The organism is Synechocystis sp. PCC 6803 substr. PCC-P, from assembly GCF_000284455.1.
In the GTDB taxonomy this organism is placed as follows: Bacteria; Cyanobacteriota; Cyanobacteriia; order Cyanobacteriales; family Microcystaceae; genus Synechocystis.
In genome coordinates this window covers 2,064,971-2,091,426 of sequence record NC_017039.1, presented here as the reverse complement: position 1 = coordinate 2,091,426, position 26,456 = coordinate 2,064,971, and the positions used below count along the sequence as shown (strand labels likewise).

Sequence of the window (26,456 nt, the reverse complement as noted above, 5' to 3'; positions counted from 1 at the left end):
ACTTCGACCCATAATCACTAACGGTTTCCTTTCCCATCTACGATCCGTTGGTGCTGATCTATCCTTCACCCAAGCCTTTACCTAAAATTCTATGACCCCCAAATTAATCATCCATGGTGGTGCGAGTTCCCTCGACGATAAGGGGGGCTTGGCCACTGTGCGCCAATCCCTACATCAAATTGTGGCCGCAGTGTATGAAACCCTAACAGCGGGGGGCAGTGCCATGGATGCGGTGGTACAAGGTTGTGAATTATTGGAAAATGAGCCTCGTTTTAACGCTGGTACTGGTTCGGTGCTCCAGTCGGATGGACAAGTTCGCATGAGTGCTTCTTTGATGGACGGCGATCGCCAGAATTTTAGTGGGGTAATTAACGTTTCCCGCATTAAAAATCCGATCCAGATGGCCCAATTTTTGCAGGGGCAAACAGACCGGATTTTGTCCGATTATGGGGCGGCGGATTTAGCCAGGGAAATGCAACTGCCCATTTACGATCCCGCCACGGATTTTCGCATTCAGGAATGGATGGAGGAACGGGGAGAAGATGTGCGCAAAAAAATGGCTCGGCTAATTGCTGATCCCACCGTGGGCATTGAAGCCAGAAAAGGCACCATCGGCGTAGTGGCGTTGGATGCTAACGGCAAAATTGCGGCCGGTACTTCCACTGGGGGCAAAGGGCTAGAGCGCATTGGTCGGGTGAGTGATTCTGCTATGCCGGCGGGGAACTATGCCACCCGTTTTGCTGGGGTTAGTTGCACTGGAGTAGGGGAAGACATTATCAATGAATGTTTGGCCGCCAAGGTGGTAATCCGGGTTAAGGATGGCCAAAATTTAGCTCAAGCCATGGCAAAATCCATCACGGAAGCTTTGGAAAATAACACTGACCTGGGGGCGATCGCCTTGGATCATCAAGGCCATATTGCCTGGGGAAAAACCTGCCCTGTCCTATTGGCGGCCTATCACACCGGTACGGCGATCGGAGACACGCTGGAATTAACCGATGGCGACCACTACGGCAACGCCTCAATATAAAAACTGCAAAAAACAGTTAAAAAAATACAGACAAAAACACGGGGAAAATAAACAGATTCCCCTGGTTTCTAACCGTAAAAAACATCCGAGTTTTAGAACTCCCCGGGTAGGATTCGAACCTACGACCAATCGGTTAACAGCCGACCGCTCTACCACTGAGCTACCGAGGATTGACTCAACGATTCAACATCATAGCAACTAAAAGATCTTTTACACAAGCCCCTTGCTAAAAAAATTACTAAATTCTTAGGCCGGTTCCCAGCTTGGGGCCAATTTGCTCCCAGGGCCCTATGGCAGGGGGCCAATGTTGACCGTTATGCTGAAACAGAATCCTGTTTGTCATCCCCTGGATAGATAGGCTGATTTGCTTTTCCTCACCCGTCAAGTTTTTATGTTGACCCACCACCGTCGTCCGGTTTGCCTATCGCTCATTTCCACCGATTTGCCCATTCTTTCCACCCTGGAGACCGCCGCTACCCTCTACCAAAAGGATTTGCATCGCTTTCACCTCCTACTCCACCAAGAACAGGAGCAAGTTCCCAACGGCGATCAACAGGTATTACCCTCCTCTCAACTATTGTGGTTAGAACTGTCTCCCCGACGCATTGTGCTGACTCGCCAGGGTAATAGTCAATTTTCCTACCGTCATTTTTGGGAACAGGGAGTTTATGGCATTAGCCGCTATTGGCTCAATGAACAGGAAAGACATCTGAGCGACTCCTTCCAGTTACGGAATTACACCAGGGACATTACCTTGCAGGGGTCTCCCTTGCCGGAATTTTTGCGGGTGGAATATGAACTCTGGGCAGCCCAGGAATGTTTGGGTCATTATGTGTTGCATTTGGAAATTTACCATTAACCCCAACTCCCTGGCGATCGCCGTTGTTTTATTGTTGATCCGTTTGATCTGCCATTGATTTAACTAAGTATTCTGACTTTATGCACCAAGCCCAGGCCGAAAGGCTGCTGTTTACCCCTGCGTCTCCCCAAGCCGATGCGGTGCCGTTAATTTTTGCCTTTCCCAACATCTACAGTGTGGGCATTACCAGTTTGGGGTATCAAGTAATTTGGTCAACCTTAGCCCAACGCTCCGATGTGCAGGTTAGTCGTCTTTTCACCGACGCCCAAGAAACGTTACCCCGATCGCCAGAATTGGTAGGCTTTTCCTTTTCCTGGGAGTTGGACTACAGCAATATTTTGACCCTGTTGGAGCAATTACAAATTCCCCTGCTGGCGAAAGAGCGGGCTGCTGAAGATCCTTTAATATTCGGTGGCGGCCCGGTGCTGACCGCTAATCCAGAACCTTTTGCAGACTTTTTTGACCTAATTTTGTTGGGGGACGGGGAAAATCTACTGCCGGAATTTATTGATGGTTACCAAAGCGTGCGGTCTTGTTCTAGGAATGAAAAACTAGAAAAACTAGCCCAAATTCCCGGCATTTATGTGCCTAGTTTGTACGAAATAAGTTACGAAGCCGCTGAGGGCAAAATTAGTCACATCCAACCCAGTACCACCGCCATTCCCGCCCAAGTTAGTAAGCAAACCTACCGGGGTAATGTTCTGTCTGCCTCCACAGTAGTGACGGAAAAGGCCGCATGGGAAAATATTTTCATGGTGGAAGTGGTACGCAGTTGCCCGGAAATGTGTCGATTTTGCCTAGCTAGTTACCTGACGTTACCTTTTCGGCCAGCGGATACGGAAAAATCCCTACTGCCCGCCATTGAACGGGGATTGCAAGTGAGCGATCGCCTGGGATTGTTAGGAGCTTCCGTAACCCAACATCCGGAATTTAACGAGTTGTTGGATTACCTGGGAAAACCAGAATTTGACCATGTGCGGCTCAGCATTGCTTCAGTGCGTACCAACACAGTGGACGAAAAATTGGCCCAAACCTTAGCTAAACGGGGCACTAAATCCCTCACCATTGCCATTGAAAGCGGTTCGGAAAAACTCCGGCAAATTATCAATAAAAAACTGACTAACGAGGAAATTCTCACCGCTGCCCAACAGGCCCAGGCGGGGGGATTACAGGGATTGAAGCTTTATGGCATGGTCGGCGTGCCAGGGGAAACAAGGTCAGATGTGGAAGCAACGGTAGATTTATTAAAACAGGTCAAAAAAGTCGCCCCCGGTTTACGTCTCACCTTTGGCTGTAGCACCTTTGTCCCCAAGGCCCACACCCCGTTCCAATGGTATGGGGTCAATCCGGAAGCCAAACAGCGTCTACAATTTTTGCAAAAAAAACTGCGGCCCCTGGGTGTTGATTTTCGTCCCGAAAGTTATAACTGGTCAGTGATGCAGGCTTTAATTTCCCGTGGCGATCGCCGTTTGGCCCCATTACTTCTACTCACTCGCCATTACGGAGATACGTTGGGCAGTTTTAAGCGAGCTTTTAAGGAATTAAAGGGAGAATTACCCAGTTTGAACGATACGGTCCATGCCGATTGGTCAATTGCGGATAAATTACCCTGGCAGCACTTGCTGGGGCCTTTACCCCAAACTACCTTGGTAAAACATTTACAAACCGCCCAGGAGTTTTTCTAACTTTATCCTTGGGCAACTTGCCCTAGCGTGCCAAAAAATTCTGGATAGGAAATGGCGGCCGCTTCCGCCCGGTTAATAATTGTTTGCCCCCCACTACCTAAAGCGGCGATCGCCAACGCCATGGCAATGCGATGATCCGTCAAGCTATCCACCTCGGCCCCTTGTAACGGGCTTCCCCCTTGAATTTCCAGGCCATCATCAAATTCGGTGACTTTGGCCCCCATTTTGCCCAACTCCGAAGCAATGGCCGCCAGGCGATCGCTTTCTTTAACCCTCAGTTCTGCGGCATCTTCAATGCGGGTAGTGCCCTCTGCAAAGGCCGCCGCCACTGCCAAAATGGGAATTTCATCAATCAGTCGGGGAATAATTTCGCCGCCGAAGGTGCAACCCTGGAGATGGCTTGCCCTAACCCGCAGATCTGCTACCGGTTCCCCCGTTACCAATCGTTCATTCTCCGGGGTAATGTCCGCCCCCATCTGGGCCAACACTTCCAACACCCCTGTCCTGGTGGGGTTAATGCCTACATTTTCCACCAACAATTCTGATCCAGGCAAAATGGATGCCGCCACTAACCAAAAGGCCGCCGAGCTGATGTCCCCTGGCACCACCACCCGTTGCCCCGTTAAATGGGCCGGGCCATGGACAGTGACGCTATGGGTTACTGGATCAATGGTTAATTTGGCTCCAAAGGCCTGCAACATGCGTTCGCTATGATCCCGGGATAGAGCTGGTTCTGTAACCGTGGTGTCCCCCTCGGTGGTTAACCCCGCTAGCAACAGGCAGGACTTTACCTGGGCTGAAGCAATGGGGGAATGGTAATGGATCGGTTTTAATTGGCTACCCTGGACTGCCAGCGGCGCAAACTTGCCGTTACTCCGGGCCCAAATTTTTGCCCCCATTTGTTGCAAGGGTTGAATTACCCGGGACATGGGGCGGTGACGGAGGGAATCATCGCCGGTGACGGTGAATAAACAATCTTTTTGCCCGGCTAGCAAGCCCAACATTAAGCGCATGGTGGTGCCAGAGTTCCCCGCATCCAAAACGGTACTGGGTTCCTGCAACTGTCCCAGACCCCGACCCTGAACGATGATTTTTTCTGAATTTAGTTCGCTGATTTCTGCTCCCATGGCCCGAAAGCAATGGGCCGTACTACGGGGATCTTCCCCCAACAGTAGCCCTTCGATAATGGTTTCCCCGGTGGCGATCGCCCCCAACATCAAGGCCCGATGGGAAATGGATTTATCCCCCGGCACCCTTAGGCGGCCAGTCAAAGCGACCCCTTGGGCAGGGGGATTAACAGTTAAGCGTTGATGGGATTGATGATTGTTGAGGGAAAGCAAGGCCATGGAGGGGACAAATTAGGGGCAGGGAAGACCAAGCTAAATTGTATTGGCATTTCTGCCCCCCGCCAAATTTTCCTCGGTTAGTCAAGGAAGTAAAAAACATCGTTACCATGGTCAGTGGAAGGGCGACAGTTTGTTAATTTCAACAGGCGATCGCCTAGCAACCATTGCCAGACCAGAGGCCAAACCAATGAAATACCATTATTCCCCATGGAAATTAGTTCTGCTTGCCGGCACCGCTTTTGTGCTCGGGACCCCTACTACCGTTACAGCCCAATCCTATAACCCAGTGGAACCTTTCCCAGAAGACTTACCGGCCACGGGCAATATCAACGACCTCGATGGCCTCCAGGAACGTCAAGTGGAAGATTGGTTCCCCCAACAAAATATGGGGACTAATTCCCAAACCCTATTGGAAATTAACACTACCAATACCCCTCCCCTCAGTATCAATGACCGTAGTAGCCAGATCAAAGAAGAAAATGATTGGCAACGCAGTTCTTCGGGGGAACCCAAACAAACAGGTTCCGGTTTTCCCCTGGGTACTTTTTAGCTGATCAATTTGCTTGTCTTGGTAGGGCCCTGTCTCCCCGTGATTCTGGGAGGCAGACAGTTTTTTCTTTCCTTTATTTTTAATGACCGTTGCCTTTTGTCAACTCCAATCACTGTGACAGTGCTCATTAATGGGCGATGTGCTTAACCCTGTGGCTCCCGGCCAAAATCCCTGTTCCCGACCCGGATGCAAATTTTTCAGGGGAGCTTGACAGAACTTGGAATGGTGCTGGTAGAATAACAAAGGTTAATCAATGGGGTGTAGCCAAGCGGTAAGGCAGCGGGTTTTGGTCCCGCCATTCCTAGGTTCGAATCCTAGCACCCCAGTTTCGTCAATCTATAAGCCTTTCAGCCTTTCCCCACACGGCCGTTGCTTTTTGGGAGAATAGTTATGGTCCTAATCTAATTCCCCCAGGGACTCCACCTCCTGCTCCAGGCTTTCCTGCAAATTCTTGATGAAATGACTCAGCTTACCCCGCTCAATGTATGGCCAGCCGCCACTTTCTTCGATATCCCTTAGTAGGCCATATAGACCCCGACGGGTATTGGGCAAGGCCGGTTCAAAATAGTCGATGCGAATGTGACGGTGCAGAGATTCCAGAACCCTTAGGAGCTGTAGCAAACGGTCATGGTCGTCCTGGTAATCTTCCGCCAGGGCTTCGGTGGTGGTCATGAGGGCTTCTAACTCGGGAGTTAGACATAATTTTTGGTTGATCGATTCCATTGATTCCAAATAAAGCTCAGTTAGGCAGATGGGCTGTTCGCAAACAAACACCAACCCAAATGATAGTGGTTTGTGGCCAAAGCCTTGCTCTGACCTGTTGCGGAAATGCCCCTTCCGGCCATATGGCTGGTAAGGTAACGAAAGTTTGGTAGAGTGGATCTCGTTAAAATATGCCTATTTTGTCCATAATCCCTAGGGTTGCATCCGTGTAAGTCTGGAGCCGGACAAGGCCTGAAAAAGACAAAAAATTTGAGATTGACTTAAGCGAGGTTAAACCATGAGGTTTCGTCCGTCTATTGTGGCTTTGCTTTCAGTCTGCTTTGGACTACTAACGTTTTTATATAGCGGCAGTGCCTTTGCGGTTGATAAGAGCCAGCTTACCTACGATGACATTGTAAATACGGGTCTAGCTAACGTTTGCCCTGAAATTTCTTCCTTCACCAGAGGAACCATTGAGGTGGAACCGAATACTAAGTATTTTGTTTCTGACTTCTGTATGGAGCCCCAGGAGTATTTTGTTAAGGAAGAGCCCGTTAATAAGCGCCAAAAGGCTGAGTACGTTAAAGGTAAGGTTCTGACCCGTCAAACCACTAGCCTAGAACAGATCCGCGGCAGCATTGCAGTGGGTGCTGATGGAACGTTGACTTTTAAAGAAAAAGATGGCATTGACTTCCAGCCGATTACGGTATTACTTCCCGGTGGTGAAGAAGTACCCTTCTTTTTCACGGTGAAAAATTTTACTGGCACTACGGAGCCTGGCTTTACTTCCATCAATAGTTCCACCGATTTTGTTGGGGATTTCAATGTGCCTTCCTACCGGGGGGCTGGTTTCTTGGATCCCAAAGCCCGGGGTCTATACACTGGTTATGACAATGCGGTAGCTCTGCCTTCAGCGGCGGATAAATTCCGTACCAACAAGAAGGAAACCCCCTTGGGTAAAGGAACCCTTTCCTTGCAGGTGACCCAGGTTGATGGTTCCACTGGGGAAATTGCCGGTATTTTTGAAAGCGAGCAACCCTCTGACACTGATTTGGGTGCTAAAGAACCCCTTGATGTTAAAGTCCGGGGCATTTTCTACGGTCGAGTGGACACCGATGTTTAATTTTTTGTTGTGGTAGCTGACTGGCTTTTTAGTTAGTTACTTTGACGAGCTGAACAGTTTGGCGATCGCCGTTAAGGTGGTCGTCTTTTTCTATCAAATTAATTCAACTAAGGTATTGATTCTTTTAAGTATTTTCTTGTCGTTTTGTTGCCAGTAAAGATAATCGCTCCAGGCTTGCTCAGAGAAAATTAGCTTCACTCCAATAGTTCCCTTTCGACACCTTGATCATTTTCTAATTGCTTGATCGCCGACATCAATTTTTGAGCATTGTTCGGGCTACGTAGTAGATATGCTGTTTCTTCTAATGACTGATAGTCTTCCAGGGAAATCATGACGACAGATGGTTGGGTATCCCTGGTGATAATTGTTGGAACATGATCACTACATACTTGCTCCATGATAGCTGCAAGTTTTTGTTGTGCAATAATTTGGCTGACTGCGTTCATGTTTGGCAATTGTTGGGGCAAAGTTTCCCCCATTTTAGCCCGATTGCCAATACCTCACAGATAGCCAATTGGCTAAAGGGTATCTAGATATTCTTCGAGAAGTGCTTGAATATCCCCTAATTGTTGTCGGTGGAGATTGTTGGGGTCAAGTTGGTGCTGGATGATTGCAATACGTTATCGAGTTTCAATTCTAGCTCGGCGAGTTTCTCGTTCTGTTTGCTTAATTCGGCGTTGCTCTTCCTCAGTTCGGCGTTGTACTTCTTCAAGTCGGACAAACCCCCGTAGGAGTTGATCCAAGACCACAAACGTGAAAGTAATCCCGGCGAAGCTGAGTCCTGCCCATTGGGGAATATGGAGTTGGTAGTTTCTGAAATAGATGGTTTCATATTTGAGAGCTACTCTGGTTACAAACACAAAAACACCTGTCCGTCAGCTGAGCATTTAAAATGAAAGTTCTCGATTATTAACAACACAATCTTGAAGATATAATTCAATTATTTCTTGATAAGAAATGCCTTTTTCTTGTGCTTTCTTTTCAAAAAAATCAACTACATCAATTCCCAAAGGTAAAGTAACTTTTTGTTTAAGCTTTTGAGCAAAAGGATTAGGACGGCTTTTCATGTTGGCTAGATCATACTCTTTCTTCATAATATTATCCTCTATATTGTTTCGTTTCTTTAGGAGTAGCCTTGCGAGCAGAAATAATTCTGATGATAGATTCATTCTCTTGGAAGCAGTGAACAATTAGCAGGATTCTCATTCTGGAACTTCTACCCAGCATTAGGAATCTATCTTCTACTTCTGAATGATTATCATCCCAAAACTGAATAGCATTGTCATCGTAGAAAACAGTCTCAGCTTCCTCAAAAGAAATACCATGTTTTTTCTGATTGGTTCGATTCTTTTCTTCGTCCCATTCAAAAGAAAGTGAATTCATTTTAAGGTCGCTAATCTGTGGGAGACACTGCTTTAAGTCAGTTGTGCCCCTATTCTAGCATGGTGGAAATAAGCCCATGGTTAATGTGGATCGCCGTTAATACCCGATCGCCAAGCACAATCCGATCCTTGATCGTCAGTTAACCCTGACCGCCTGAACAGTTACCAAAGTTTTTGAACCGGGTAAAGATCGAAGACTTTATCAATACTTAAAATCGGAATTTCTTCGGTCATAGATTGGGCAATTAAGATTCGATCAAAGGGATCTTTATGGTGATGTTCAAGAACCGCCAGTTTCCAGATATGCTCCAAGTCAATAGACAGAACCTGCAAACCATTGATGGTCATTTGATTTTTGATTAATTCTTCTGGGGAAATGTTAAGTTGTAACTTTCCAAGTTGCAGTTTAATTTGTATCTCCCATGCACTTGCTGTACTCAAAAATATTTTGTTACTTGTGTTTGACAATAAAGAACTTACTTTTGAAGATAGTTTTTCCTGAGCAATTGATCACCAAACAAAGGCATGAGTATCTAACAGCAGTTCCATAAATCAGACTTCCGAAAAAAACTCATCCGTTAGAGGATCATTAAAATCATCACTTATCCAGCCTTGTCCTTGATACAATCCTGAAATTCTAGTTGCTTTTTTTTCTTGAGTTTCATCGGAATTTGCTGTTATAGATTCTAGAAAATCTAGAATTTGTTTTTGGTTTTCCGGAGAAAGTACCTGAATTTTTTTAAATACACTCTCTGATAGTTCTATCGTTGGTTTGGTCATAGTTTTGACATCTTAATCAATCGATAATAGCTCTATGCTAACACAAGCTCAGCAAGCCCACTGCCAATAGGGCTGGGCATCTGTCAACCTCTCCCCCCTGATCGCCAAGCGCTATCCTATTCTTGACCGCCAAATAACCTCAGACCAGAAATGCCACCACAGAAAAAGCGGCCAAAAAAGAAGATAAACCACTGGGATCTGCCTAAAGGATTTTGATCATGAGAAAATGATTATTGAAGAGATTGTCAATACTCTTTTAACTACTATGACCAGAATCATGCAAGAACCATTGCAAAGTAAACTTCATGCGGTAATTCAGCAACTTAACTTAGTTAAGCAAGTTAGTGATTCCGAATTCTGGATAACGACGGAAGAATTGTGTATTTTGCTAGAGTTTGATGCAGACACCTTAAATATGTTGAAAACTCAAGAGGTATTATTTCAGTTTGCTTGGCGAAATTTTGTTTGCACTTTAGTTAGCCATCAGGGTAATTACAAACTTTGGCAAATTATTAACCAGTCTCAAGTCGAATCCTCTTCACAATCAACTGTTAGCCAAGCTGAAGAATCCTACGCACCTTCATTTCTAATTAATCACAACTTTTATAAAAACTTATCTAATAATTCATCTATAGGTCAAATTCAGATAGAGCGACAGTCTACTTCAGCTACTCCCCAAGCTTCACCAGAAATTTTGCCATCCCATTTTATTCAGGTGAAAGATTTTTTGAGTGCTACAGAGTTAGAGCAGTTGTTTAAATTTGTAATTCAGAATGAAAATAATTTCCTGCCTACAAGCAATTCAGCTAATGATTCTGATTATCGTCGCTCTATGTTTTTGCCGATTTTTGCGCCGTTTTCAGAATTAATAATAGAACGAGTAAAGGCAATTTTACCCCAACTGATTAGTGATCTACAAATACAACCTTTTCAAATTGATTATGTAGAAGCTCAACTTACTGCCCATAACCATGGAAATTATTACAAAGTACATAATGATAATGGTAGCCCCGATTCTGCTACCCGTGAATTAACCTATGTTTATTACTTTAACCGAGAGCCTAAAGCCTTTTCTGGTGGAGAGCTAGCCATTTATGACAGTAAAATCGAAAATAATTTTTATGTAGCCGCTGAATCATTTAAAACTGTACAGCCAGTTAATAACAGCATTGTCTTTTTTCTCAGTCGCTATATGCACGAAGTTCTACCAGTAAACTGTCCTTCCCAAGCTTTTGCAGATAGTCGATTTACCATTAATGGTTGGGTGAGAAAGAAGTAAAATTCTATCTTTACGGTTGTGCCTTTAATTCTGGGAAAATAAGCAAAAAAAAGCAAACTGCTGGAGTCTGCCTAAAGTAATTTTGATATTGTTTTGCTAGAGATTTTTGGGCTTAATGAAGGGGGAGGAAAACACTCTACGGGCTACCGAGGAATGTAAGTACAGGTTTTGTTATTCCCGCTTTGAGAGTACGTCCCTCCTAGATCATCGCAAGCCTTCTTGTTCTGTACATTTACGGTAACTGGGGTAGGAGATGGGCTGGGACTGGGAGATGGGCTGGGACTGGGAGATGGACTGGGACTGGGAGATGGACTGGGACTGGGAGACGGGCTGGGACTGGGAGATGGACTGGGACTGGGAGATGGGCTGGGACTGGGAGACGGGCTGGGACTAGGAGATGGACTGGGACTGGGAGATGGACTAGAAGAAGCTGTTAAGAAGGAACCTGTGTAAATTGGGGGCTCAGTTATAGCATCATCATCAGCTAAACTGGAGTCAATCTGAGACCAGCTAGAAAATGATGTAAGGGTAGGTGATGGAGCGGTAAGTGGACGTAGGTCAGGAGGAACCGATCCCCAGGTTTGAGAGGTTTGGGTAACAGCCAATTTGCCATTATTTACAGCACAATTGCCTTTGGCATAAGTCTTACCCAAAAGCATTCCTTCATAACTCCCATTTCCTGTGCGACCTATATCGTAATTGGGGGCAAGAACAAAAGCTTTCGTCGTTCGGCTCGAGTTTCCATTCATGCAAATTGAACCACTACTCGAAAGACCAAATATTTGGATATCTGTCGGCTGGCAACCATCAGCTGTATTACAAGTTCCGTTGATTTCCGCATTTCTACCAATGTCACCAGTTACATACAGACGGTATTTCTTTCCTCCAGTATTGTCAAAGTTAAGCTCAAACTTTCTGTCTAAACTACTAGATTCATAGTAATAGTAACCGTCAACCGGCTGTTCTCCACTTCGGGGGAGAGAGATTGAATCGTTATTCCCCACGTTTAGTGTATATACACGATTCTGAGATCTTGCCGATGCTAAAGCCGACAATGGGATGGAAGGCATTGGGGTAGATGCCCTTACAGCGGCAAATCCCCCAGCAGCGTTCTGTATTGAGTTAAGATCATCAATATAAGCATCAGTTAAATCTGTGGAACCACACCCTGCCAGGACTATATTTCCTCTTATTTCACCAGTCTTAGGAACAGCGGGAGTACCTGTTGTATCTACAGTGTCACCAGCAGTACCCTTATCAACACCGCCTTCTGATATCCAAAGTGCAGGCACCGTATCCGAACCACCAAAAGTGGAAGTTCCTGGTTTTCCAGAAATAGGAATATCCACCATCAAACGGGTTACGGCGTCAGTTGCTCCTTTGCTAGACACTCCCTCAACAACTAGACGCCCAATAACTTGACCTTGGGGAATTTTGCCTTTGTTCTCTTCTTCAACTCCAACTTTGTAACTTACTATACGAAAAGAGCTATTGCTATTAATCGGTTCTACTTGACCAGCAGACGCTTCAGTAGCTAACTCACGAAGTTTGCCTAAGACTTGTTTTTGAGATGCAAGTTTAGCCGAATCAACGCCAGAAGAGCTCCCCTCACTACAGATAGACCCACTGTTGCTTGATACCGAATTTAGATGCTCTTCAAGAACAGCTCCAAGGGTAGTTTCGCTGTTTGGTGTTCCATCCGACTGTATTAAGGTTGCCCAATCAGAATCGTCGAAAAGAGCTGCATATTTACTGCTTGCAAGCAAACCTTGAACACGCGCTAAGCCGGTCTCCGCTGCTGCGTCACTAGAGGACTTAGCTGCCTTCGCTGTGACCTGATTTTGATCATTCATCCCCTTCATAGCAATAGCGGCGGCCGCCACCGTAATCACCAAACCGCCCATAATCACCATGGGCATGGCAAAGCCGGCATTACGTTTGGGGGCAGTGAGGAAATTGAGGAAAAAGCGAGTATTCATAATTGATCTTCAACTGTGAGTAAAAATAAAGTGAGCGAGATAGGAAAGCAATCAATAAAAGAAAATAAAAACAAACGAATTACATTAGGAACACTGAACTTTGGTTCTTGTTTGAAGCTGGGTCAACTCTCTACCACCACCCTTCATTTCACCAAACTGTATTTTATTATCCCGGTTAACCCACGTATGTGATCTGGATCACAGCCCTCCAACCATTCATTAAACCCTAAGCCTAACCTACCCAGACAGAATCAAAAAAGTAGCAGAGGAGTTAGAGATAAATCTGGCTAAAAGCCCAAAACCATTACTAGTCAAGGAGTTAGGCAAAATCAAAAATGCCCTGCTGGGGCATAAACCAATTGGTAACTAAACTCGAAAAGAATCTTCCGTTCAATCACAGGACCAACCATCAATTCGCCCAAGTAAATTACTGCCCTGCCCTGCCCCCACATCAGTGGACAGCAAGCAAATTTAAAAACTTTTCAGAACATGTTTGGAAAGTTTTATTCCGCCCCCTAAATCCCCCAATACTGGGGGACTTTCATTCAGTTTCCCCCCAAATTTGGGAGGTTAGGGGAGCTTTTCGAACAGGCTCTTATAAGGTTATTTAATGGACTTATCGGGGCGGACATCGGTAAAATCAAAATCCATGCCGAATCGGGTATGAAAGGCTGACGTACTTTATTTTGCACTTATATTCTAGACTTAGTTATCGTAACGACAGTTTCCCATAGCATAACGTTCAAATTATTGGCTAATTTTTCATGCTACTATCCCTGCGGATCAATAACTTTGCTTTGATTGATTGCTTAGAAATTAACTTTGGGCAAGGCTTGAATGTATTGACGGGGGAAACCGGCGCCGGGAAATCAATTTTGCTTGATGCGATTGATTTATTACTAGGAGGAAAGGCCGGAGCGAGGGTTTTGCGCCAGGGGTGTTCCAGCGGTGTGATTGAAGGAATTTTTTCCACCAGTACCGAGCTTAATGATTGGTTAGCAACCCAAGCCATTGAACCATTGGAAGACAACACCATTGCCTGCACGAGGGAATTTAGCAAAAAAGGAAGCTCATTAAATTCCCGTTCCCGCCTGAATGGAGTGTTGGTAAATCGCCAAATTTTGGCAGAATTGCGGAGCCAATTGGTGGAAATTACAGCCCAGGGCCAAACTCAACAACTATTAGATCCGGGGCAACAACGGCAACTACTGGATTTATTTGGCGGGCAAAACTTATTAGAAAAACGTCAAGCGGTGGAAATAACTTATAAAGAATTTACCCAAGCCAAACAAGCTTTAACAGCCAGGCAACAATCGGAACAAAATCGTTTACAACGGCTGGATTTTTTAACCTATCAGTTACAGGAATTGACCGAAGCAGAATTAACCGATGGCGATGAATGGGAATTGTTAATCCAAGAACAGGAAAAACTTTCCCATGTGGTGGAACTACAACAGTTAAGCTATCAAGCCACCCAGCTTTTGTACCAAAGTGAACGGGATACCCCGGCGATCGCCGATTTGTTGGGGGATGCGGAAGGACAGTTGCAAACCATGGCGGAATTTGACAGTAGCCTTAATCCCTTATTGGAACTGGTACAAACAGCTTTAACCCAAGTAATTGAAGCAGGACGGCAAGTGCAACGCTATGGAGATAATTTGGAAGCTGATCCAGAGCGGTTAGGGGAAGTGGAAGCAAGATTGCAGGTGCTGAAAAGGATTTGTCGTAAATATGGCCCTAGCTTAACCGAAGCGATTGCCTACCAAGAAAAAATCCAAGCTGAATATGACCAGTTGACGGATGGAGAACAATCCCTCGCCCAGTTGCAGGAATCTTTGACCAAGGCAGAGCAAGAATTAATTAAACATTGTGGTCAGTTAACTTTAATTCGCCAAAAAACGGCGCAAAAACTAGAAAAAAGGTTGGTACAAGAACTCAAGCCCCTGGCCATGGAAAAGGTAATTTTTGTTTGCCAATTGGAGTCCAGTGCCCCCAGTAGTTTCGGCGCAGAACAGGTGGTGTTTTATTTCAGCCCCAACACCGGGGAAAAAATTCAACCCTTGGCCGCCACTGCCTCCGGTGGGGAAATGAGCCGATTCCTCCTGGCCCTCAAAGCCTGTTTTAGTGAACTGGCTCCCCCCAGCCAAACCTTAATTTTTGATGAAATCGACGTGGGAGTATCCGGCAAAGTAGCCCAGGCGATCGCCGACAAGCTAGCCCAACTCAGTCAGCGCCAACAACTGCTCTGTGTCACCCATCAACCTTTGGTGGCGGCCCTGGCCGATGCCCATTTCCATGTGGACAAAGTGGTCATTAATGAAAATATTGCCGATCCCACCAATCCCCAGCTTGACGAAGATTTACGCACCGTTATTCGCATTACTCCCCTCCAATCCGACGGCGATCGCCAACAGGAATTAGCCCAACTCACCGGGGGCCATTCCGCCAAAGAAGCGTTAGCCTTTGCCCAATCTTTATTGGAAAAATCCGCCGCCCGTCGCCAAGCCTCCCAAGTTTAATCCCGAGCCGCAGGGTTAGTTAACAGTGGGAATCCATGCAAAACTGGAGACAGTCCAACTACCGTTGTTGGTCAGTTGTCTTTTCCCTCCCCTCACCATGCCTGCCAAAGACGTTCAAATCTGCCCGATCGCCGTTGACACCACTGTGTTTCGCTCCCGCACCTGGGACAGGTTGAAGTTTGAAATTGAGTATGGTTTGCAACGGGGCACCACTGCCAATAGTTACCTGATCAGTGCTGATAAGATTGCCCTCTTTGACCCGCCGGGGGAATCCTTCACCGATAATTTTGTCGGCACCCTAATTCAACGGTTAGACCTCAACAGCCTGGATTACGTCATTTTGGGCCACGTCAACGCCAACCGGGCCCATACCCTGAAGCTTTTGTTGAGCCTAGCTCCCCAGGCAACCATTATCTGCTCTAACCCCGCCGCTCAAAATTTAGAAAAATTGCTGGCGGATGCTGAAGTCAATAATCCTATCCAAGTGATGAAAGGTAATGACCACCTGGATTTGGGCCGGGGCCATGAATTGACCTTTATCCCCACCCCTAGCCCCCGGTACCCAGGGCAACTCTGCACCTACGATCCCCGCACCGAAATTTTATTCACCGATAAACTGTTCGGGGCCCACGTTTGTGGTGACCAAGTGTTCGATGAAGGTTGGACTATTTACCAAGAAGACCGCCGCTATTACTTTGATTGTCTGTTGGCCCCCGCCGCCGCCCAGGTTAGTGCCGCCCTGAATAAGTTAGAAGCCTATCCAGCCCAGACCTATGCCCCCAGCCATGGCCCCCTGGTGCGCTACGGTTTGCGGGAGTTGACCCGTAACTATCAGCAATGGCTCAGTGAACAACAGGCCCAAGCTTTGAACGTGGCCTTAATTTACGCTTCTGCCTACGGTAATACCAGCACCCTGGCCCAGGCGATCGCCAGAGGCATTACTAAAGCTGGGGTAGCGGTAACGGCCATCAATGCGGAAACTAGCAACGCAGAGGAAATTAAGGAGGCGATCGGTAAATCCGCTGGCTTTATTTTTGGTTCCCCTACTCTGGGCGGCCATGCCCCCACCCCCATTCAAACGGCCCTGGGCATCACCCTGGCCAATGCGTCCAAAACCCAACTGTGCGGCGTGTTTGGTTCCTTCGGTTGGAGTGGAGAGGCGATCGATATGCTGGAAAACAAATTTCGGGATGCGGGCTTTAGCTTTGGCTTTGACACCATCCGGGTGAAATTTAAGCCCACCGACCAAACTTTGAAAATGTGCGAAGAGGCCGGTACGGATTTTGCCCAAGCTCTGAAAAAGGCAGAAAAACGCCGTCAACCTAAATCTGCTCTGCCGGAGTCGGAATCTGCCCGCACCGAACAAGCGTTAGGCCGTTTAGTGGGTTCCCTCTGTGTGGTTACCGCCCAGCAAGGGGAATTGAGCAGTGCCATGTTAGCTTCCTGGGTTTCCCAAGCTACCTTTTCCCCCCCTGGTTTGACCGTTGCCGTTGCCAAAGAAAGGGCGATCGAATCTTTGCTACACAAAAACAGTTGCTTTGTGTTGAATATTTTGCAGGAAGGCAACCATCTGGGACTGATGAAACATTTTCTCAAACCCTTTGCCCCCGGCGGCGATCGGTTTGCAGACGTGGCCACGGAAACGGCGGAAAATGGCGCACCAATTTTGACGGAATCCCTGGCTTATTTGGAATGTCGGGTACAACAACGGCTGGAGTGCGGTGACCATTGGGTTCTTTACGCCGTGACTGACCGGGGTGCCCTACTCAAAGATGGGGTAACGGCGGTGCATCACCGGAAATCTGGCGATCATTATTAGTTCAATGCGCAAATTTAGTCCTAATACACCGTTTTCTCGATGAATATACCCAACTGGGTAACTGTTTCCCGTTTATTGGCTTTACCCCTGCTATTTCTTTGGCTACCGACTCCAGAAGCCGAAACCCGTTGGTGGGGAGTGGGGATTTTTTTGCTGGCCGCCAGCACTGACTGGTTGGATGGTTACCTAGCCCGCCGGTTAAATCAGGTGACGGAGTTGGGCAAATTCCTTGATCCGTTGGTGGATAAATTACTGGTATTAGCCCCGTTATTAATTTTGTTAACTTGGCAGGTAGTTCCCCCCTGGGCAGTGGGTTTAATTTTGGCCAGAGAGTTAGTCATCGCCGGTTGGCGGGTTAATCCCCAGCTTGCCAGTCAAACAGAAATTGCCGGGGCCAATCTCTGGGGCAAAGTAAAAACCGTTACCCAAATCACGGCGATCGCCTTGTTGTTAGCACCGTTGCCAGAAATTTATGGCCAAATTGGCACGGTCATCTTCTGGATAGCAGTGGTTTTAACGCTCATTTCCGGGGCAATCTACCTGTTTCCTCCGGGAAACAACAAAGTCGAGGCTGGCTAAAAACTAACTTCATCGGCGAAACTCTGCCACCGGACAAAATGAAAAGCACCGGCCACGGAGCCCCAAACCCGTTCGTTGGTTTCTGGATCGTAACCACGGTCGAGGCTAATTAATCCCGTTTCGCTCACTTCAAAACTATTTTCCAGATAGGTTTCCTTGCCGTCCCGCATCACTCGGCATTGCCGTCCCGGTTGCACTTCCCCTTTAAAGCTAGTGCCGGTCCATTCCACAATCATGTCACAGCCATGCATGGGTTCGAGATCAGCGGGGGTTAGTTGAGCTAGTTTGCCCAAATCCCTGGCCGCACCATAGAATTTTTCCTCATCTTTGACTTTAAAGTTTTCAATTTCAATATGATCTTCCACCACCTTTAATTTCAGCACCCGTAGGCGATAGGGCCTCTGCAACATAAAGTCGTAGGCCTGTTCTAAAAATAAAAGGCGATCGCCAAACTTTGCTTGGTCGAGGGGACGAATGGCCACCCGGATATGGGCATAAAAAGGGGGATTTTCAAAGGCTTGGGCCTGGTTGCTAAAATCGGCGGCCATCCAACGGGCTAGGGCGGAAAGATCAGTGGAATGGGACATAAATAGTTATTGAATAATGACTGCTTTAAAAGGTTTTTAAAAAATGTCTAAGTAAAGACAAAATACATTGGAAGCCTTCTCAAGGCATCTAATATCTTGTTTCAGGTAATTTTACCGCATTAGTTGACGCCAAGTATTCATTAAAAACTCTGTACGAAGCGTGGTTTTACCTTTGATAATGGAATCGGCAGGAAATAATTAGTAAATCTCGATCAGCAATCGTGTACACCAAACGATGCTCAGAATTGATGCGCCTCGACCAGTAACCGGAAAGATTTGCTTTGAGTGGTTCTGGTTTTCCTATACCATCAAAAGGATCCCTGGCAATTGCCTTAATGAGTAAATTAATTCTTTTGAGAAGTTTTTTATCATTTTGCTGAAACCAGAGGTAATCATGCCAAGATAGCTCGGTAAAGGCGATTTTCACAGTTCCAATAAATCTGGTAATTTTTGCTTAATGATCTGTCCAGTTTCAGCTTGCTTAATCGATGCCATTAAATGTTCTGCGTTGGTTGGATTAGAGAGTAAGTAAAGGGTTTCTTGCCAAGAATTAAATTCATCCAATGATATTAATACCGCCTGCTGACCTTGATTGTTGCTAACGATGGTTGGTTCTAGATCAGAAATGACAGCATTAATTAATTCATCCAAATGATCTTTGGCTTGGGTGGTTGTAATTGCTTTCATTCAGCTCTCCATTGAGATTTTGCTCCATTGTAACTGTGTCCCTTGACCAGGAAAGTTGCCCTTAATTGACTATGCTGACGGAAAATTTTCCTAAACCGATCGCCAAGTGCCATGGAAACTAAAGGGAATTACCTGGGGTAAAGCTAAACGACAAATGGGTTCTGCCTGCAAACGATCCGCATCCCATAGCCACACCTCACTGCCATGGCGATCGCCGTCATAGACCACAGTGATAATCCAACCCCGACCGCCGTCATCCGGGTGGGGAATGTAAAGGGGTTCCACGGGATACTGATGCTCTCCTAGCTTAGCTGTGGTTACATCCCCTGTGTGGTAATCAATGCGGGCAATTTCCCCAAACCATTGGGAACCAAGGATTTCCGCCGGTCGTTGCAGAGCCATATAGGTATAGCGCCACGGTTGCCCAGTCCGTTGGGGATTAATCACCGGAAATTCCCCACTGCGGCTCAGCACATTGGTTAACTCAACTATTTTGGCCGTTTGGGGATTGAGGATAGCTTGCCATAGTTGACCATCCGTGGAGGTTTTCACCGCTCCGGTGGGTACTTCACGCAAATATTCATTGGTTTGGGCGAAATCGTTGAACCGAACAAAATCGAGCCGCACATTGCCATCGTCCAACTCACAGCCGTTGCCGTAGTGCCATTGGAACCAGGATTCCGTTTCCCCTTTACTGACAATTTCCAACGTTTGGCGATCGAACACCACAATCTTTGTTCCCCCTTGGGCATCCCAACCCAGAGCATCGGCATAGGCCACATTACCCAACAGTAAAGAAAATTGATTGAGGGTGATAGGGGGTAAAAACAGGACCAGATAACGCCCCGCCATGCAAAAACTATGGCAGAAGGGAGTGCGGCTCAGTTTCAAACGACGGTGCTTGAGCAAGTTGCCCTGGCGGTCTAGACGGTAAAGGTTGAGGTTAAATTGGAAATCCACCCCAATACTAAAAATTTCCCCCGTGACCGGATCCCGCAGAGGATGGGCGGAAAAAGGTTGCCCCGGTTGAAAAGCCCCGCCAAAATCCTCCGTGCCCAACGTAGCTAAATTCTCTAGATCCAAAGCGTAGGGATGCCCCGCTTCCCACAGGGTCCATAGGCGATCGGGCAGAGCCATTACCGAGGTATTAGAAGCATTTTTGAGTACATCGGTCTGGGTCAACAAACTTTTCCAGTAATGCCAAACCCCTTGAGGATCAACCATGCCGTAGTTACCGTAAAGATAACGTCCTGCTTTTTCTTCCTCTGCGTAACCTTGGGTTTGCACGTAACGATAAAGTCCTTGGGCTTGCCCTTCGCCAAAATGCACCGCCAGAATCGCCCCATCCCCATCAAACCAATGGCCGACTTTTTCCGAACCCCGACTGAGGCGGCCCGGCCCATTGCGATACAAACTCCCCTTTAATTCCGCCGGAATTTGTCCTGAGATCAGCTCCAATCCAGTGCGGTCAAATTCCACTGCGTTTTGGCTGAAATTGCTGGCCCAAGCGGCCCGGGAGAGGGTAGCGGTCATAGAGGGGTGAAAAAATTTGTGTGGGAAATGACGGCAGAAAAATCAGCCTTAACAGACGTTGGGCTTCCGGGGAACACCAGCAAAAGTAGAGACATTACTGGGGTTTTTCGACTGCAAAGCTAGGCAGATCATAGCAAAATTTCCCAGGGGACAATGGGGATTCCTTGAATGATGACGACCCAAATTGGGGATAAAACCTAGTACCGATCAAAAGACAAAATAGTTAATTTTTCGATGCCCGGTTTGGGCTTTTAAAAAGCTGGCTATTCGTGGTTACACTAAAAGTTGTTGATGTTGATTGAAATACTGACGGTAAACCGTGGCGGTGACTGCAATGGTACTAAGGGTGTTGGTCAATAAAATTAAGAACATAATCAAAATTTGATAGACCGAGGCATTGAGGGGATCACCCCCAGCTAACACTTGCCCGGTTAACATTCCCGGCAAACTGACCAAGCCCACCACCATCATTTGGTTCACAGTGGGAATCAGACTGGCTCGGATAGCGGCCCTACGATAACTGGCGATCGCCTGGCCGGGGGTAGCTCCTAAGCAAAGGTGGGTTTCAATTTCCCGGGGATTTTGCTGAATGGCACTGGCTAATCTTTCACCGGCTAAGGAAGCGCTGTTCATGGTTTGTCCCAGAATCATGCCAGTGAGGGGAATGAGATATTGAGGGGAATACCATTGGGGCGGCTGGATAATCACCACCAGGGCGTAACCCAAACTGATGGCAGTACTGGCCCCCAAGGAAAGCCATAGCCAACCAAACAGGGATTTACTGCGGGGATTAATGCGATTTCTGGCCACCACGGCGGCAATGGTTAACATAATCGCCAACACTAGCAACACTGCCCAGGGATTATCCAAGGAAAAAACCACTGCGAGAAAATAGCCCACCACAATCAGTTGCAAAATGGTGCGTCCCCCGGCCCACAGTAATTGCCCCGTCAGATTTAGCCCCTGCCATTGCAAAAGGGCGATCGCCGCGCCCAGGAGTCCCAACATCCAACCAATGTCGGCCCAATCCAGTTCGATTAAGGCGTGTTCCATCGTTTCTCCCCACCAGTGTGGATTCTGCTTTGCTTATTGCAATAGCCCCAAACTTTTCAATGCCTCTAGGGCTGCCTGTTTGGTGGCAATTTGCTTACTGGGGCCAGAGCCTTGGCCATGGATTTTTCCCGCTACTTTGACGGTAAAGGTAAATTCCTGGGCATGGGGTGGCCCACTGGTGTTGATTAGTTCATATTCTGGCAATTGTTTAGTTTTGGCCAAGGCCCACTGCTGGAGCATGCTTTTTACATCCATGGTCGGCACTAGTTTTGGCGATCGCCCATCCTGGCTTTTTTCCCACTGCTCTAGGATGGGAACGAATAGTTCTTGAATGAAATCTTCCACCGCCGTCAAACCCCTATCCAGGAGAGCCGCCCCCAACAATGATTCAAAAACATCGGCCAGGATGGAAGGGCTGGATTGTCCATCGTCCCTGGCCAAACTTTGGCTCAGGCGAATTTCCGGCGCAATGTGTAAAAACCTCGCTAGATAGGCCAACTGATTTTGATTAACCAACTGGGACCGCAGACGGGTTAACTCTGCCTCAGTAAAATGGGGATAACGTTCAAAAAGAATGCGCCCCACCACAAAACCCAACACCGCATCCCCAAGAAATTCCAGCCGGTCATAGGAAGGAGTACCAGGATGTTCGTTGCAATAGGAACGATGGGTGAGGGCTTCGAGTTTTAACTGGGGGTCCCCGATGGGGGGGAAATCGGGATGGTTCACACGCCCCGTTCAATGGATCTTTCTGCCTGGGTAAATTCCAGTTGTAAGCGTTTTTTCAGCTTTTCGGGAATGGGACGGGCACCGTAGGAAGTGTAGTATCCAGCCAGGGAGTTGAGGGCCGTTTGCATGGTGGTAAAGGATTTCAGCCCACCGGCATCACCTTTGCGACGGTAACGGGAAATATAGTCATTAATCTGGCCCCGGGCGGTGTCCTGCACCTCTTGGCGATTGGGGGCATCCTGGGGTAGATCGATGGCCTCCCGCAGGGTGGCAATGACCGTCAGGGTATCTTGGCTATAGTTGCCGGTGAGTCCTGTGCCGCTGTCGCAGGCCGTCAGACCGATCGCCACCACCAAAATTAAGGCCAACAGCCGTGACAACTGATTTTTCAAAAAGGACATCACTGAGGGTTCCCTCCCTGGATTGTTACTAAATTTTGTTAATTTTTCTATCCTACCAGTTGGCCAGGGCCCCCTAAGACTTCCTTTTATTCTGACTTGAGGATGGGGGCGGGGGAAGGGATACTGGTTTCGGGGGCTCCATTCTGATTGGCCAAAGCCTGGTTGGTCACCTGGAGGGCAATGTTTTTTATCGGGTCCTTATACTGCACTGGAGCCAGCATAATTGCCTGCTGGAAAAAAGGGTCGGCCTCCTTAACTTTGCCAGTTTGGGCCATGACCTGGGCCTGGGCTAGGACGGGACGAAAATCATTGCCGTTGACTTTGCTAGCGGCTTCATAAATGGCGATCGCCTGGTCGGGGCGATTTTGACTGAGGTAAATTTCCCCCAGCAGAAGTTGTAAGGAAGTGAGTTGGTCGGGGGGAACAGTGCCAGGGGCTCCGGTTTGGGCTTTGATCGCCTGGGTGATGGCATTTTGCACAATGGCCACCGCTTCAGCGGGGCGTTCCTGTTGGGCATAAAGTCCACTTAGACCTTTCAAAGCTTGGATGTTATGGGGGGATTGAGTCAGGATTTCTCGGTAAACCTTTGCCGCCCCCGCATTGTCCTCCAGTTGGGTCTTAAGCTGGGCCAACAGAATACGGTACTGCACCTGATCCGTTCTAATCTGTCCCAACCGCTCGAGAGGGGCGATCGCCGCTGCCAGATTTTTTTGTTGCAGGCGAATTTCTAGCAAACCTTGGAGAGCATTGACATTATCCGGCTCCCTTTCCAGCACTAACTGATAGCCCAACGCCTGACTTTCTAGAGGTGTGCCCCCATTGACGACTCCATCCGCAGCGGGACGGGGTTGCCACAAACCCATCACCAGAGGCACCAAGGAAAATAACACCAAGGCACTGACCATGGCCCCAATGCCGACATAAACCCAAACATCCCGTTGTGTCCTAGAAGTTGCCACCCCAATGCCTCCTCCGGCAAGATTTACCCTAGCTTAAAGCAATGATTGAAAAATTTAAGTCTAAATAATTTAAATCTCAGTTAATAACCCTGACAGATCACTCCACCAGTTCAGTCATGGAAGACTCAAAGATAATTTTTACCATCCAGACTAGCAATTTTTGCTTTTCCAGCATAGCCGCCCGACCCTAGAAGTCCATGTTAAGCGCTGTTCTCAGAATGGTTAAATGGAGGGGGAAATATAAATCATTGTAAATTTAAGCTTTAGATTTCAGCTTTCTAACAGAATTTTTGCCCAACTAATCCGTTGCCAGGGAGTTTAACAGTGTCAATCAAGTTAGTAGTATTGGACATTGATGGCACCATCGCCGGAGTATCCAATCAAATTAACCCGTCAGTGGTGAAAACCATTCACCAGGTACAGAGCCGGGGTATCCAAGTGGCGTTGGCCACTGGCCGTATGTTTAGTTCTGCTCTACGGTTCCATCAGACCATTCAATCAACCCTGCCTTTGATTAGTTACAACGGTGCCCTAACCAAGCATCCCCACACTGGTGCTGTTTTAAGGGAAAAACCCCTGCCCCCGGCGATCGCCTTGGAAATTTTGGACCATTTTGAGCGACCGGAACTGGAACCCCATCTTGATATCCACTGCTATTACAACGACCAGCTCCATGTGCGGCATATCACCCCAGAAACCCATGTTTATATGGAAAGGTCCGGTGCCATGGCCCAAGCTAGCGGCGATCTACGCTCAATTATTGAATTGGGTAGCACCACCAAAATGTTAGCCATCAGTCGCAATGCTCCCCTCATGGCCCAGTTGATGGCGGAAATGGGTCAAAAACTCCAGGGCCAAGCCGTGCATCTGACCCAATCCACCGAGATTTACTTTGAAGTCACCCACGCCGAAGCCACCAAAGGCCTGGCCCTGCAACATTTAGCTGAAGACGTGTTAGGGCTTGATCCCCAAGAAGTTTTGGCGATCGGAGACAATTTTAACGACGTGGAAATGCTGAAATATGCCGGAGTGGGGGTAGCCATGGGTAATGCTCCCCCGGAAGTGCAAAAGGTGGCAGACTGGGTAACGGCGGACGTGGAAGCCGATGGAGTGTCCCAAGCCTTGGCTAGGTTCTGCCTAGATTCAACCCTAGCACTCTGTTAATTGTTGGCCCAAAACTGAAAAGGAGCCCGCCAACAGCAAACTCCCCTTCAGACCAAACAAATTAATCTACTTAATGCCCAGGCAAAAGTCCTTAGTAGGTTTCCACGTGCCAGCGGTGCTCTTTTTTCATTTCCCGTTGGAAAGTGGTCCACTCCTTGCCATTTTGTTCCGCTAGGGCAGTGAACGCTTCATCAATGCCGGGTTCCATGCCTTTGAGACCACACATATAAGTGTGGGTTTTGGGGTTTTGCATCAAATTCCACAGTTCTTCAGCATTTTCCGCCACCCGGTGCTGGATATACATCCGGCCGCCCTCCGCATTTTGTTGCTCCCGGCTGATGGCATAGGTTAAGCGGAAATTATCGGGAAATTCCGCTGCCATTTTTTCCAAATCATCTTTATAGAGAATATTTTCTGATTTGGGAATGCCAAAGATGAGCCAAGCTAGGCCTTTAAATTTGTAATCTTCGTGTTGTTCCTTGAACATACGCCACAGGAAGGCCCGGAAGGGGGCAATGCCGGTGCCGGTGGCCAGCATCACAATGTTGGCATCTTCGTCTGGGGGTAAGAGCATTTCCTTGCCAACGGGGCCAGTAATAGCAATGTCGTCCCCTTCCTTGATGTTGCACAGGTAGGTGGAGCAGACCCCTTGTACGGTTTCCCCGGCTTCGTTTTGATATTCCAATTGGCGCACACAGAGGGAAACGGTTTTGTCGTCGCCAAAATCACCGTGTCTGGTGGAAGCAATGGAATACAGGCGCAACTTATGGGGTTTGCCCTTATCATCTTCCCCGGGGGGAATGATACCGATACTTTGCCCTTCTAGGTAACGGAGATCCCCAGCGGAGAGGTCAAACGTGAGGTGTTGTACTGTGCCAATGGCCCCTTCCCTTACCAAAGGATAATTTTCTAAAACTTTGCCGATGTAGGGAGTTTTGGGACGATAAATATTGACGGGAATATCGTCAGCTTTTTTTTCTTTGGGGGTTGTTGTCATGGTTTTGTTAGATTCAGGGGCTGGATTAGCCACCGCTTCTGAACCACTTCCCTCGGATTGACTGGGTTTAGCAATGCCCTCGGTGTGGGGTAAAGGCGAATCTCCCTCTAGAGGCTTAATGCTGACAATTTTTCCTCCCATCCGGGTAATGCGTCGCATTTCTTGGTTCATCCGCTTTAGGGGGACGGTGATGAACGTGCTGCCACTACGGCGGATGGGATAGTCTAAGCCATCAGTCATGGTGCTCTGACTCAGGCCGATTACCTCATAAACGAATAAACGATTACCGGCATCGCTCTGGCGGGATGAAGTCGCTACGTAACCGGGACTGTACATGGGTTAATTGCTCCCTACTCAATCAAATAATACTGACAGAAATTTATCGCAGTATTATCAAGCCTACCATCGTCAGGCGATCGCCGTGGCCGGGAGGAGCAGTGGGGTCAGAAGCGGATATTTAGTCCTACCACCCTAACAAAGTTAACCTTGATAAAATGTAACCCATGTATCACTTTACCGGACGATTAACCCTGGAATGAACCTCCACTAGTCTAAGTTAAGTCTAGTCATAGGGCGCGCCCCCCCTTGAATCGGTCAATCTTGTAGAAGGGAATACAATTCTGATAGAATTCATACTCAGTATTCAGAGGGTCAGGCTATATCTCTGGCTAGAACCGAAGAGCGTTATCTGGGGTTGACCAGGATGACTAGATC

The 26,456-nt window shown here is 47.5% G+C and carries 29 protein-coding genes and 2 tRNA genes; 11 read left to right on the top strand and 20 right to left on the bottom strand.

The features are described 5' to 3' along the window. Positions 1–91 precede the first annotated feature (91 nt). The gene (locus SYNPCCP_RS09945; RefSeq protein WP_014407121.1) at positions 92–1,030 is read left to right on the top strand and encodes an isoaspartyl peptidase/L-asparaginase; all 939 of its coding nucleotides are present in this window, start codon (positions 92–94) and stop codon (positions 1,028–1,030) included. Positions 1,031–1,128: 98 nt separating this feature from the next. Here SYNPCCP_RS09945 and SYNPCCP_RS09940 read toward each other — a convergent pair. Next, a tRNA-Asn gene (locus tag SYNPCCP_RS09940) sits at positions 1,129–1,200 on the bottom strand. 221 nt (positions 1,201–1,421) lie between these two features. Here SYNPCCP_RS09940 and SYNPCCP_RS09935 point away from each other — a divergent pair. Together SYNPCCP_RS09935 and SYNPCCP_RS09930 are read left to right on the top strand one after the other, a co-directional pair. Further along, positions 1,422–1,889 (top strand): hypothetical protein, encoded by a 468-nt coding sequence (locus SYNPCCP_RS09935; protein ID WP_010873102.1) that lies wholly within the window; start codon positions 1,422–1,424, stop codon positions 1,887–1,889. An 80-nt stretch (positions 1,890–1,969) separates the two neighbouring features. Then, complete coding sequence (locus SYNPCCP_RS09930) at positions 1,970–3,574, top strand: radical SAM protein (RefSeq protein WP_010873101.1); 1,605 nt, start codon at positions 1,970–1,972, stop codon at positions 3,572–3,574. Between the two features lie 2 nt (positions 3,575–3,576). Here the strand turns inward: SYNPCCP_RS09930 and aroA are convergent, their stop codons facing one another. Next, positions 3,577–4,920: a 3-phosphoshikimate 1-carboxyvinyltransferase gene (gene aroA, locus SYNPCCP_RS09925; protein WP_010873100.1), complete on the bottom strand. Its 1,344-nt coding sequence runs from the start codon at positions 4,918–4,920 to the stop codon at positions 3,577–3,579. 130 nt (positions 4,921–5,050) lie between these two features. Between aroA and SYNPCCP_RS09920 the strand changes: the two genes are divergently transcribed. After that, positions 5,051–5,470, top strand: coding sequence for a hypothetical protein (locus SYNPCCP_RS09920; protein ID WP_231848030.1), 420 nt, complete (start codon positions 5,051–5,053; stop codon positions 5,468–5,470). A 254-nt stretch (positions 5,471–5,724) separates the two neighbouring features. Then, positions 5,725–5,796, top strand: a tRNA-Gln gene (locus SYNPCCP_RS09915). Between the two features lie 70 nt (positions 5,797–5,866). Here SYNPCCP_RS09915 and SYNPCCP_RS09910 read toward each other — a convergent pair. Continuing rightward, positions 5,867–6,193 (bottom strand): hypothetical protein, encoded by a 327-nt coding sequence (locus tag SYNPCCP_RS09910; RefSeq protein WP_199303490.1) that lies wholly within the window; start codon positions 6,191–6,193, stop codon positions 5,867–5,869. Positions 6,194–6,470: 277 nt separating this feature from the next. On the opposite strand from SYNPCCP_RS09910, the gene SYNPCCP_RS09905 reads away from it, so the two are divergent. Then, a complete protein-coding gene (locus SYNPCCP_RS09905; RefSeq protein WP_010873097.1) occupies positions 6,471–7,295 on the top strand; it encodes a photosystem II manganese-stabilizing polypeptide in 825 nt (274 codons plus the stop codon). A 93-nt stretch (positions 7,296–7,388) separates the two neighbouring features. On the opposite strand, the gene SYNPCCP_RS16915 is transcribed toward SYNPCCP_RS09905, so the two are convergent. The 7 genes from SYNPCCP_RS16915 to SYNPCCP_RS09875 form a co-directional block, all read right to left on the bottom strand. Next, entirely contained in the window at positions 7,389–7,493 is a 105-nt protein-coding gene (locus tag SYNPCCP_RS16915) for a type II toxin-antitoxin system YoeB family toxin (RefSeq protein ID WP_080504056.1), read from the bottom strand. Further along, positions 7,490–7,774 carry a type II toxin-antitoxin system Phd/YefM family antitoxin gene (locus SYNPCCP_RS09900; protein ID WP_010873096.1) on the bottom strand — a complete coding sequence of 95 codons (285 nt, stop codon included), beginning with the start codon at positions 7,772–7,774 and terminating at the stop codon, positions 7,490–7,492. The genes SYNPCCP_RS16915 and SYNPCCP_RS09900 overlap by 4 nt, the downstream gene beginning before the upstream one ends. Positions 7,775–7,915: 141 nt before the next feature. After that, a complete protein-coding gene (locus SYNPCCP_RS09895; protein WP_010873095.1) occupies positions 7,916–8,155 on the bottom strand; it encodes a hypothetical protein in 240 nt (79 codons plus the stop codon). A 27-nt stretch (positions 8,156–8,182) separates the two neighbouring features. Then, entirely contained in the window at positions 8,183–8,389 is a 207-nt protein-coding gene (locus tag SYNPCCP_RS09890; protein WP_010873094.1) for a hypothetical protein, read from the bottom strand. A 4-nt stretch (positions 8,390–8,393) separates the two neighbouring features. After that, positions 8,394–8,678 (bottom strand): BrnT family toxin, encoded by a 285-nt coding sequence (locus SYNPCCP_RS09885; RefSeq protein ID WP_014407120.1) that lies wholly within the window; start codon positions 8,676–8,678, stop codon positions 8,394–8,396. Between the two features lie 161 nt (positions 8,679–8,839). Further along, a complete protein-coding gene (locus SYNPCCP_RS16910) occupies positions 8,840–9,118 on the bottom strand; it encodes a type II toxin-antitoxin system VapC family toxin (RefSeq protein ID WP_230401098.1) in 279 nt (92 codons plus the stop codon). A 111-nt stretch (positions 9,119–9,229) separates the two neighbouring features. Further along, positions 9,230–9,457: a DUF2281 domain-containing protein gene (locus SYNPCCP_RS09875; RefSeq protein WP_020862282.1), complete on the bottom strand. Its 228-nt coding sequence runs from the start codon at positions 9,455–9,457 to the stop codon at positions 9,230–9,232. 226 nt (positions 9,458–9,683) lie between these two features. Between SYNPCCP_RS09875 and SYNPCCP_RS09870 the strand changes: the two genes are divergently transcribed. Then, the gene (locus tag SYNPCCP_RS09870) at positions 9,684–10,736 is read left to right on the top strand and encodes a 2OG-Fe(II) oxygenase (RefSeq protein WP_010873092.1); all 1,053 of its coding nucleotides are present in this window, start codon (positions 9,684–9,686) and stop codon (positions 10,734–10,736) included. Between the two features lie 143 nt (positions 10,737–10,879). On the opposite strand, the gene SYNPCCP_RS09865 is transcribed toward SYNPCCP_RS09870, so the two are convergent. Then, the gene (locus SYNPCCP_RS09865; RefSeq protein WP_010873091.1) at positions 10,880–12,715 is read right to left on the bottom strand and encodes a hypothetical protein; all 1,836 of its coding nucleotides are present in this window, start codon (positions 12,713–12,715) and stop codon (positions 10,880–10,882) included. Between the two features lie 764 nt (positions 12,716–13,479). Between SYNPCCP_RS09865 and recN the strand changes: the two genes are divergently transcribed. The 3 genes from recN to pgsA are packed head-to-tail and all read left to right on the top strand — an operon-like array spanning position 13,480 to position 17,632. Next, positions 13,480–15,234 carry a DNA repair protein RecN gene (gene recN / locus SYNPCCP_RS09860; protein WP_010873090.1) on the top strand — a complete coding sequence of 585 codons (1,755 nt, stop codon included), beginning with the start codon at positions 13,480–13,482 and terminating at the stop codon, positions 15,232–15,234. Positions 15,235–15,259: 25 nt separating this feature from the next. Continuing rightward, complete coding sequence (locus tag SYNPCCP_RS09855; RefSeq protein ID WP_010873089.1) at positions 15,260–17,053, top strand: diflavin flavoprotein; 1,794 nt, start codon at positions 15,260–15,262, stop codon at positions 17,051–17,053. 39 nt (positions 17,054–17,092) lie between these two features. Then, entirely contained in the window at positions 17,093–17,632 is a 540-nt protein-coding gene (gene pgsA / locus SYNPCCP_RS09850; RefSeq protein WP_010873088.1) for a CDP-diacylglycerol--glycerol-3-phosphate 3-phosphatidyltransferase, read from the top strand. Here pgsA and SYNPCCP_RS09845 read toward each other — a convergent pair. The 8 genes from SYNPCCP_RS09845 to SYNPCCP_RS09810 all read right to left on the bottom strand — a co-directional run bounded on the left by SYNPCCP_RS09845 (position 17,629) and on the right by SYNPCCP_RS09810 (position 23,581). Beyond that, complete coding sequence (locus SYNPCCP_RS09845; protein WP_010873087.1) at positions 17,629–18,219, bottom strand: chromophore lyase CpcT/CpeT; 591 nt, start codon at positions 18,217–18,219, stop codon at positions 17,629–17,631. The genes pgsA and SYNPCCP_RS09845 overlap by 4 nt on opposite strands. Positions 18,220–18,385: 166 nt before the next feature. Next, entirely contained in the window at positions 18,386–18,646 is a 261-nt protein-coding gene (locus tag SYNPCCP_RS09840) for a Txe/YoeB family addiction module toxin (protein ID WP_020862284.1), read from the bottom strand. Continuing rightward, positions 18,643–18,906 carry a type II toxin-antitoxin system Phd/YefM family antitoxin gene (locus tag SYNPCCP_RS09835; protein ID WP_010873086.1) on the bottom strand — a complete coding sequence of 88 codons (264 nt, stop codon included), beginning with the start codon at positions 18,904–18,906 and terminating at the stop codon, positions 18,643–18,645. Before SYNPCCP_RS09835 ends, SYNPCCP_RS09840 begins: the two co-directional genes overlap by 4 nt. A gap of 90 nt (positions 18,907–18,996) precedes the next feature. Next, positions 18,997–20,439: a carotenoid oxygenase family protein gene (locus tag SYNPCCP_RS09830; RefSeq protein ID WP_010873085.1), complete on the bottom strand. Its 1,443-nt coding sequence runs from the start codon at positions 20,437–20,439 to the stop codon at positions 18,997–18,999. A gap of 273 nt (positions 20,440–20,712) precedes the next feature. After that, positions 20,713–21,492, bottom strand: coding sequence for an iron export ABC transporter permease subunit FetB (gene fetB, locus SYNPCCP_RS09825; protein ID WP_010873084.1), 780 nt, complete (start codon positions 21,490–21,492; stop codon positions 20,713–20,715). 33 nt (positions 21,493–21,525) lie between these two features. Then, a complete protein-coding gene (rnc, locus tag SYNPCCP_RS09820) occupies positions 21,526–22,221 on the bottom strand; it encodes a ribonuclease III (protein ID WP_010873083.1) in 696 nt (231 codons plus the stop codon). After that, positions 22,218–22,625, bottom strand: a complete 408-nt coding sequence (gene psb27 / locus SYNPCCP_RS09815) for a photosystem II protein Psb27 (protein ID WP_010873082.1) — start codon at positions 22,623–22,625, stop codon at positions 22,218–22,220. The genes rnc and psb27 overlap by 4 nt, the downstream gene beginning before the upstream one ends. Before the next feature lie 83 nt (positions 22,626–22,708). Beyond that, on the bottom strand, positions 22,709–23,581 hold the full coding sequence (locus tag SYNPCCP_RS09810) for a lipopolysaccharide assembly protein LapB (RefSeq protein ID WP_010873081.1): 873 nt from the start codon (positions 23,579–23,581) through the stop codon (positions 22,709–22,711). A 324-nt stretch (positions 23,582–23,905) separates the two neighbouring features. On the opposite strand from SYNPCCP_RS09810, the gene SYNPCCP_RS09805 reads away from it, so the two are divergent. Then, positions 23,906–24,745: a Cof-type HAD-IIB family hydrolase gene (locus tag SYNPCCP_RS09805; RefSeq protein ID WP_010873080.1), complete on the top strand. Its 840-nt coding sequence runs from the start codon at positions 23,906–23,908 to the stop codon at positions 24,743–24,745. A 91-nt stretch (positions 24,746–24,836) separates the two neighbouring features. Here the strand turns inward: SYNPCCP_RS09805 and petH are convergent, their stop codons facing one another. Then, positions 24,837–26,078 carry a ferredoxin--NADP reductase gene (petH, locus tag SYNPCCP_RS09800; RefSeq protein ID WP_010873079.1) on the bottom strand — a complete coding sequence of 414 codons (1,242 nt, stop codon included), beginning with the start codon at positions 26,076–26,078 and terminating at the stop codon, positions 24,837–24,839. Positions 26,079–26,456: the final 378 nt, after the last annotated feature.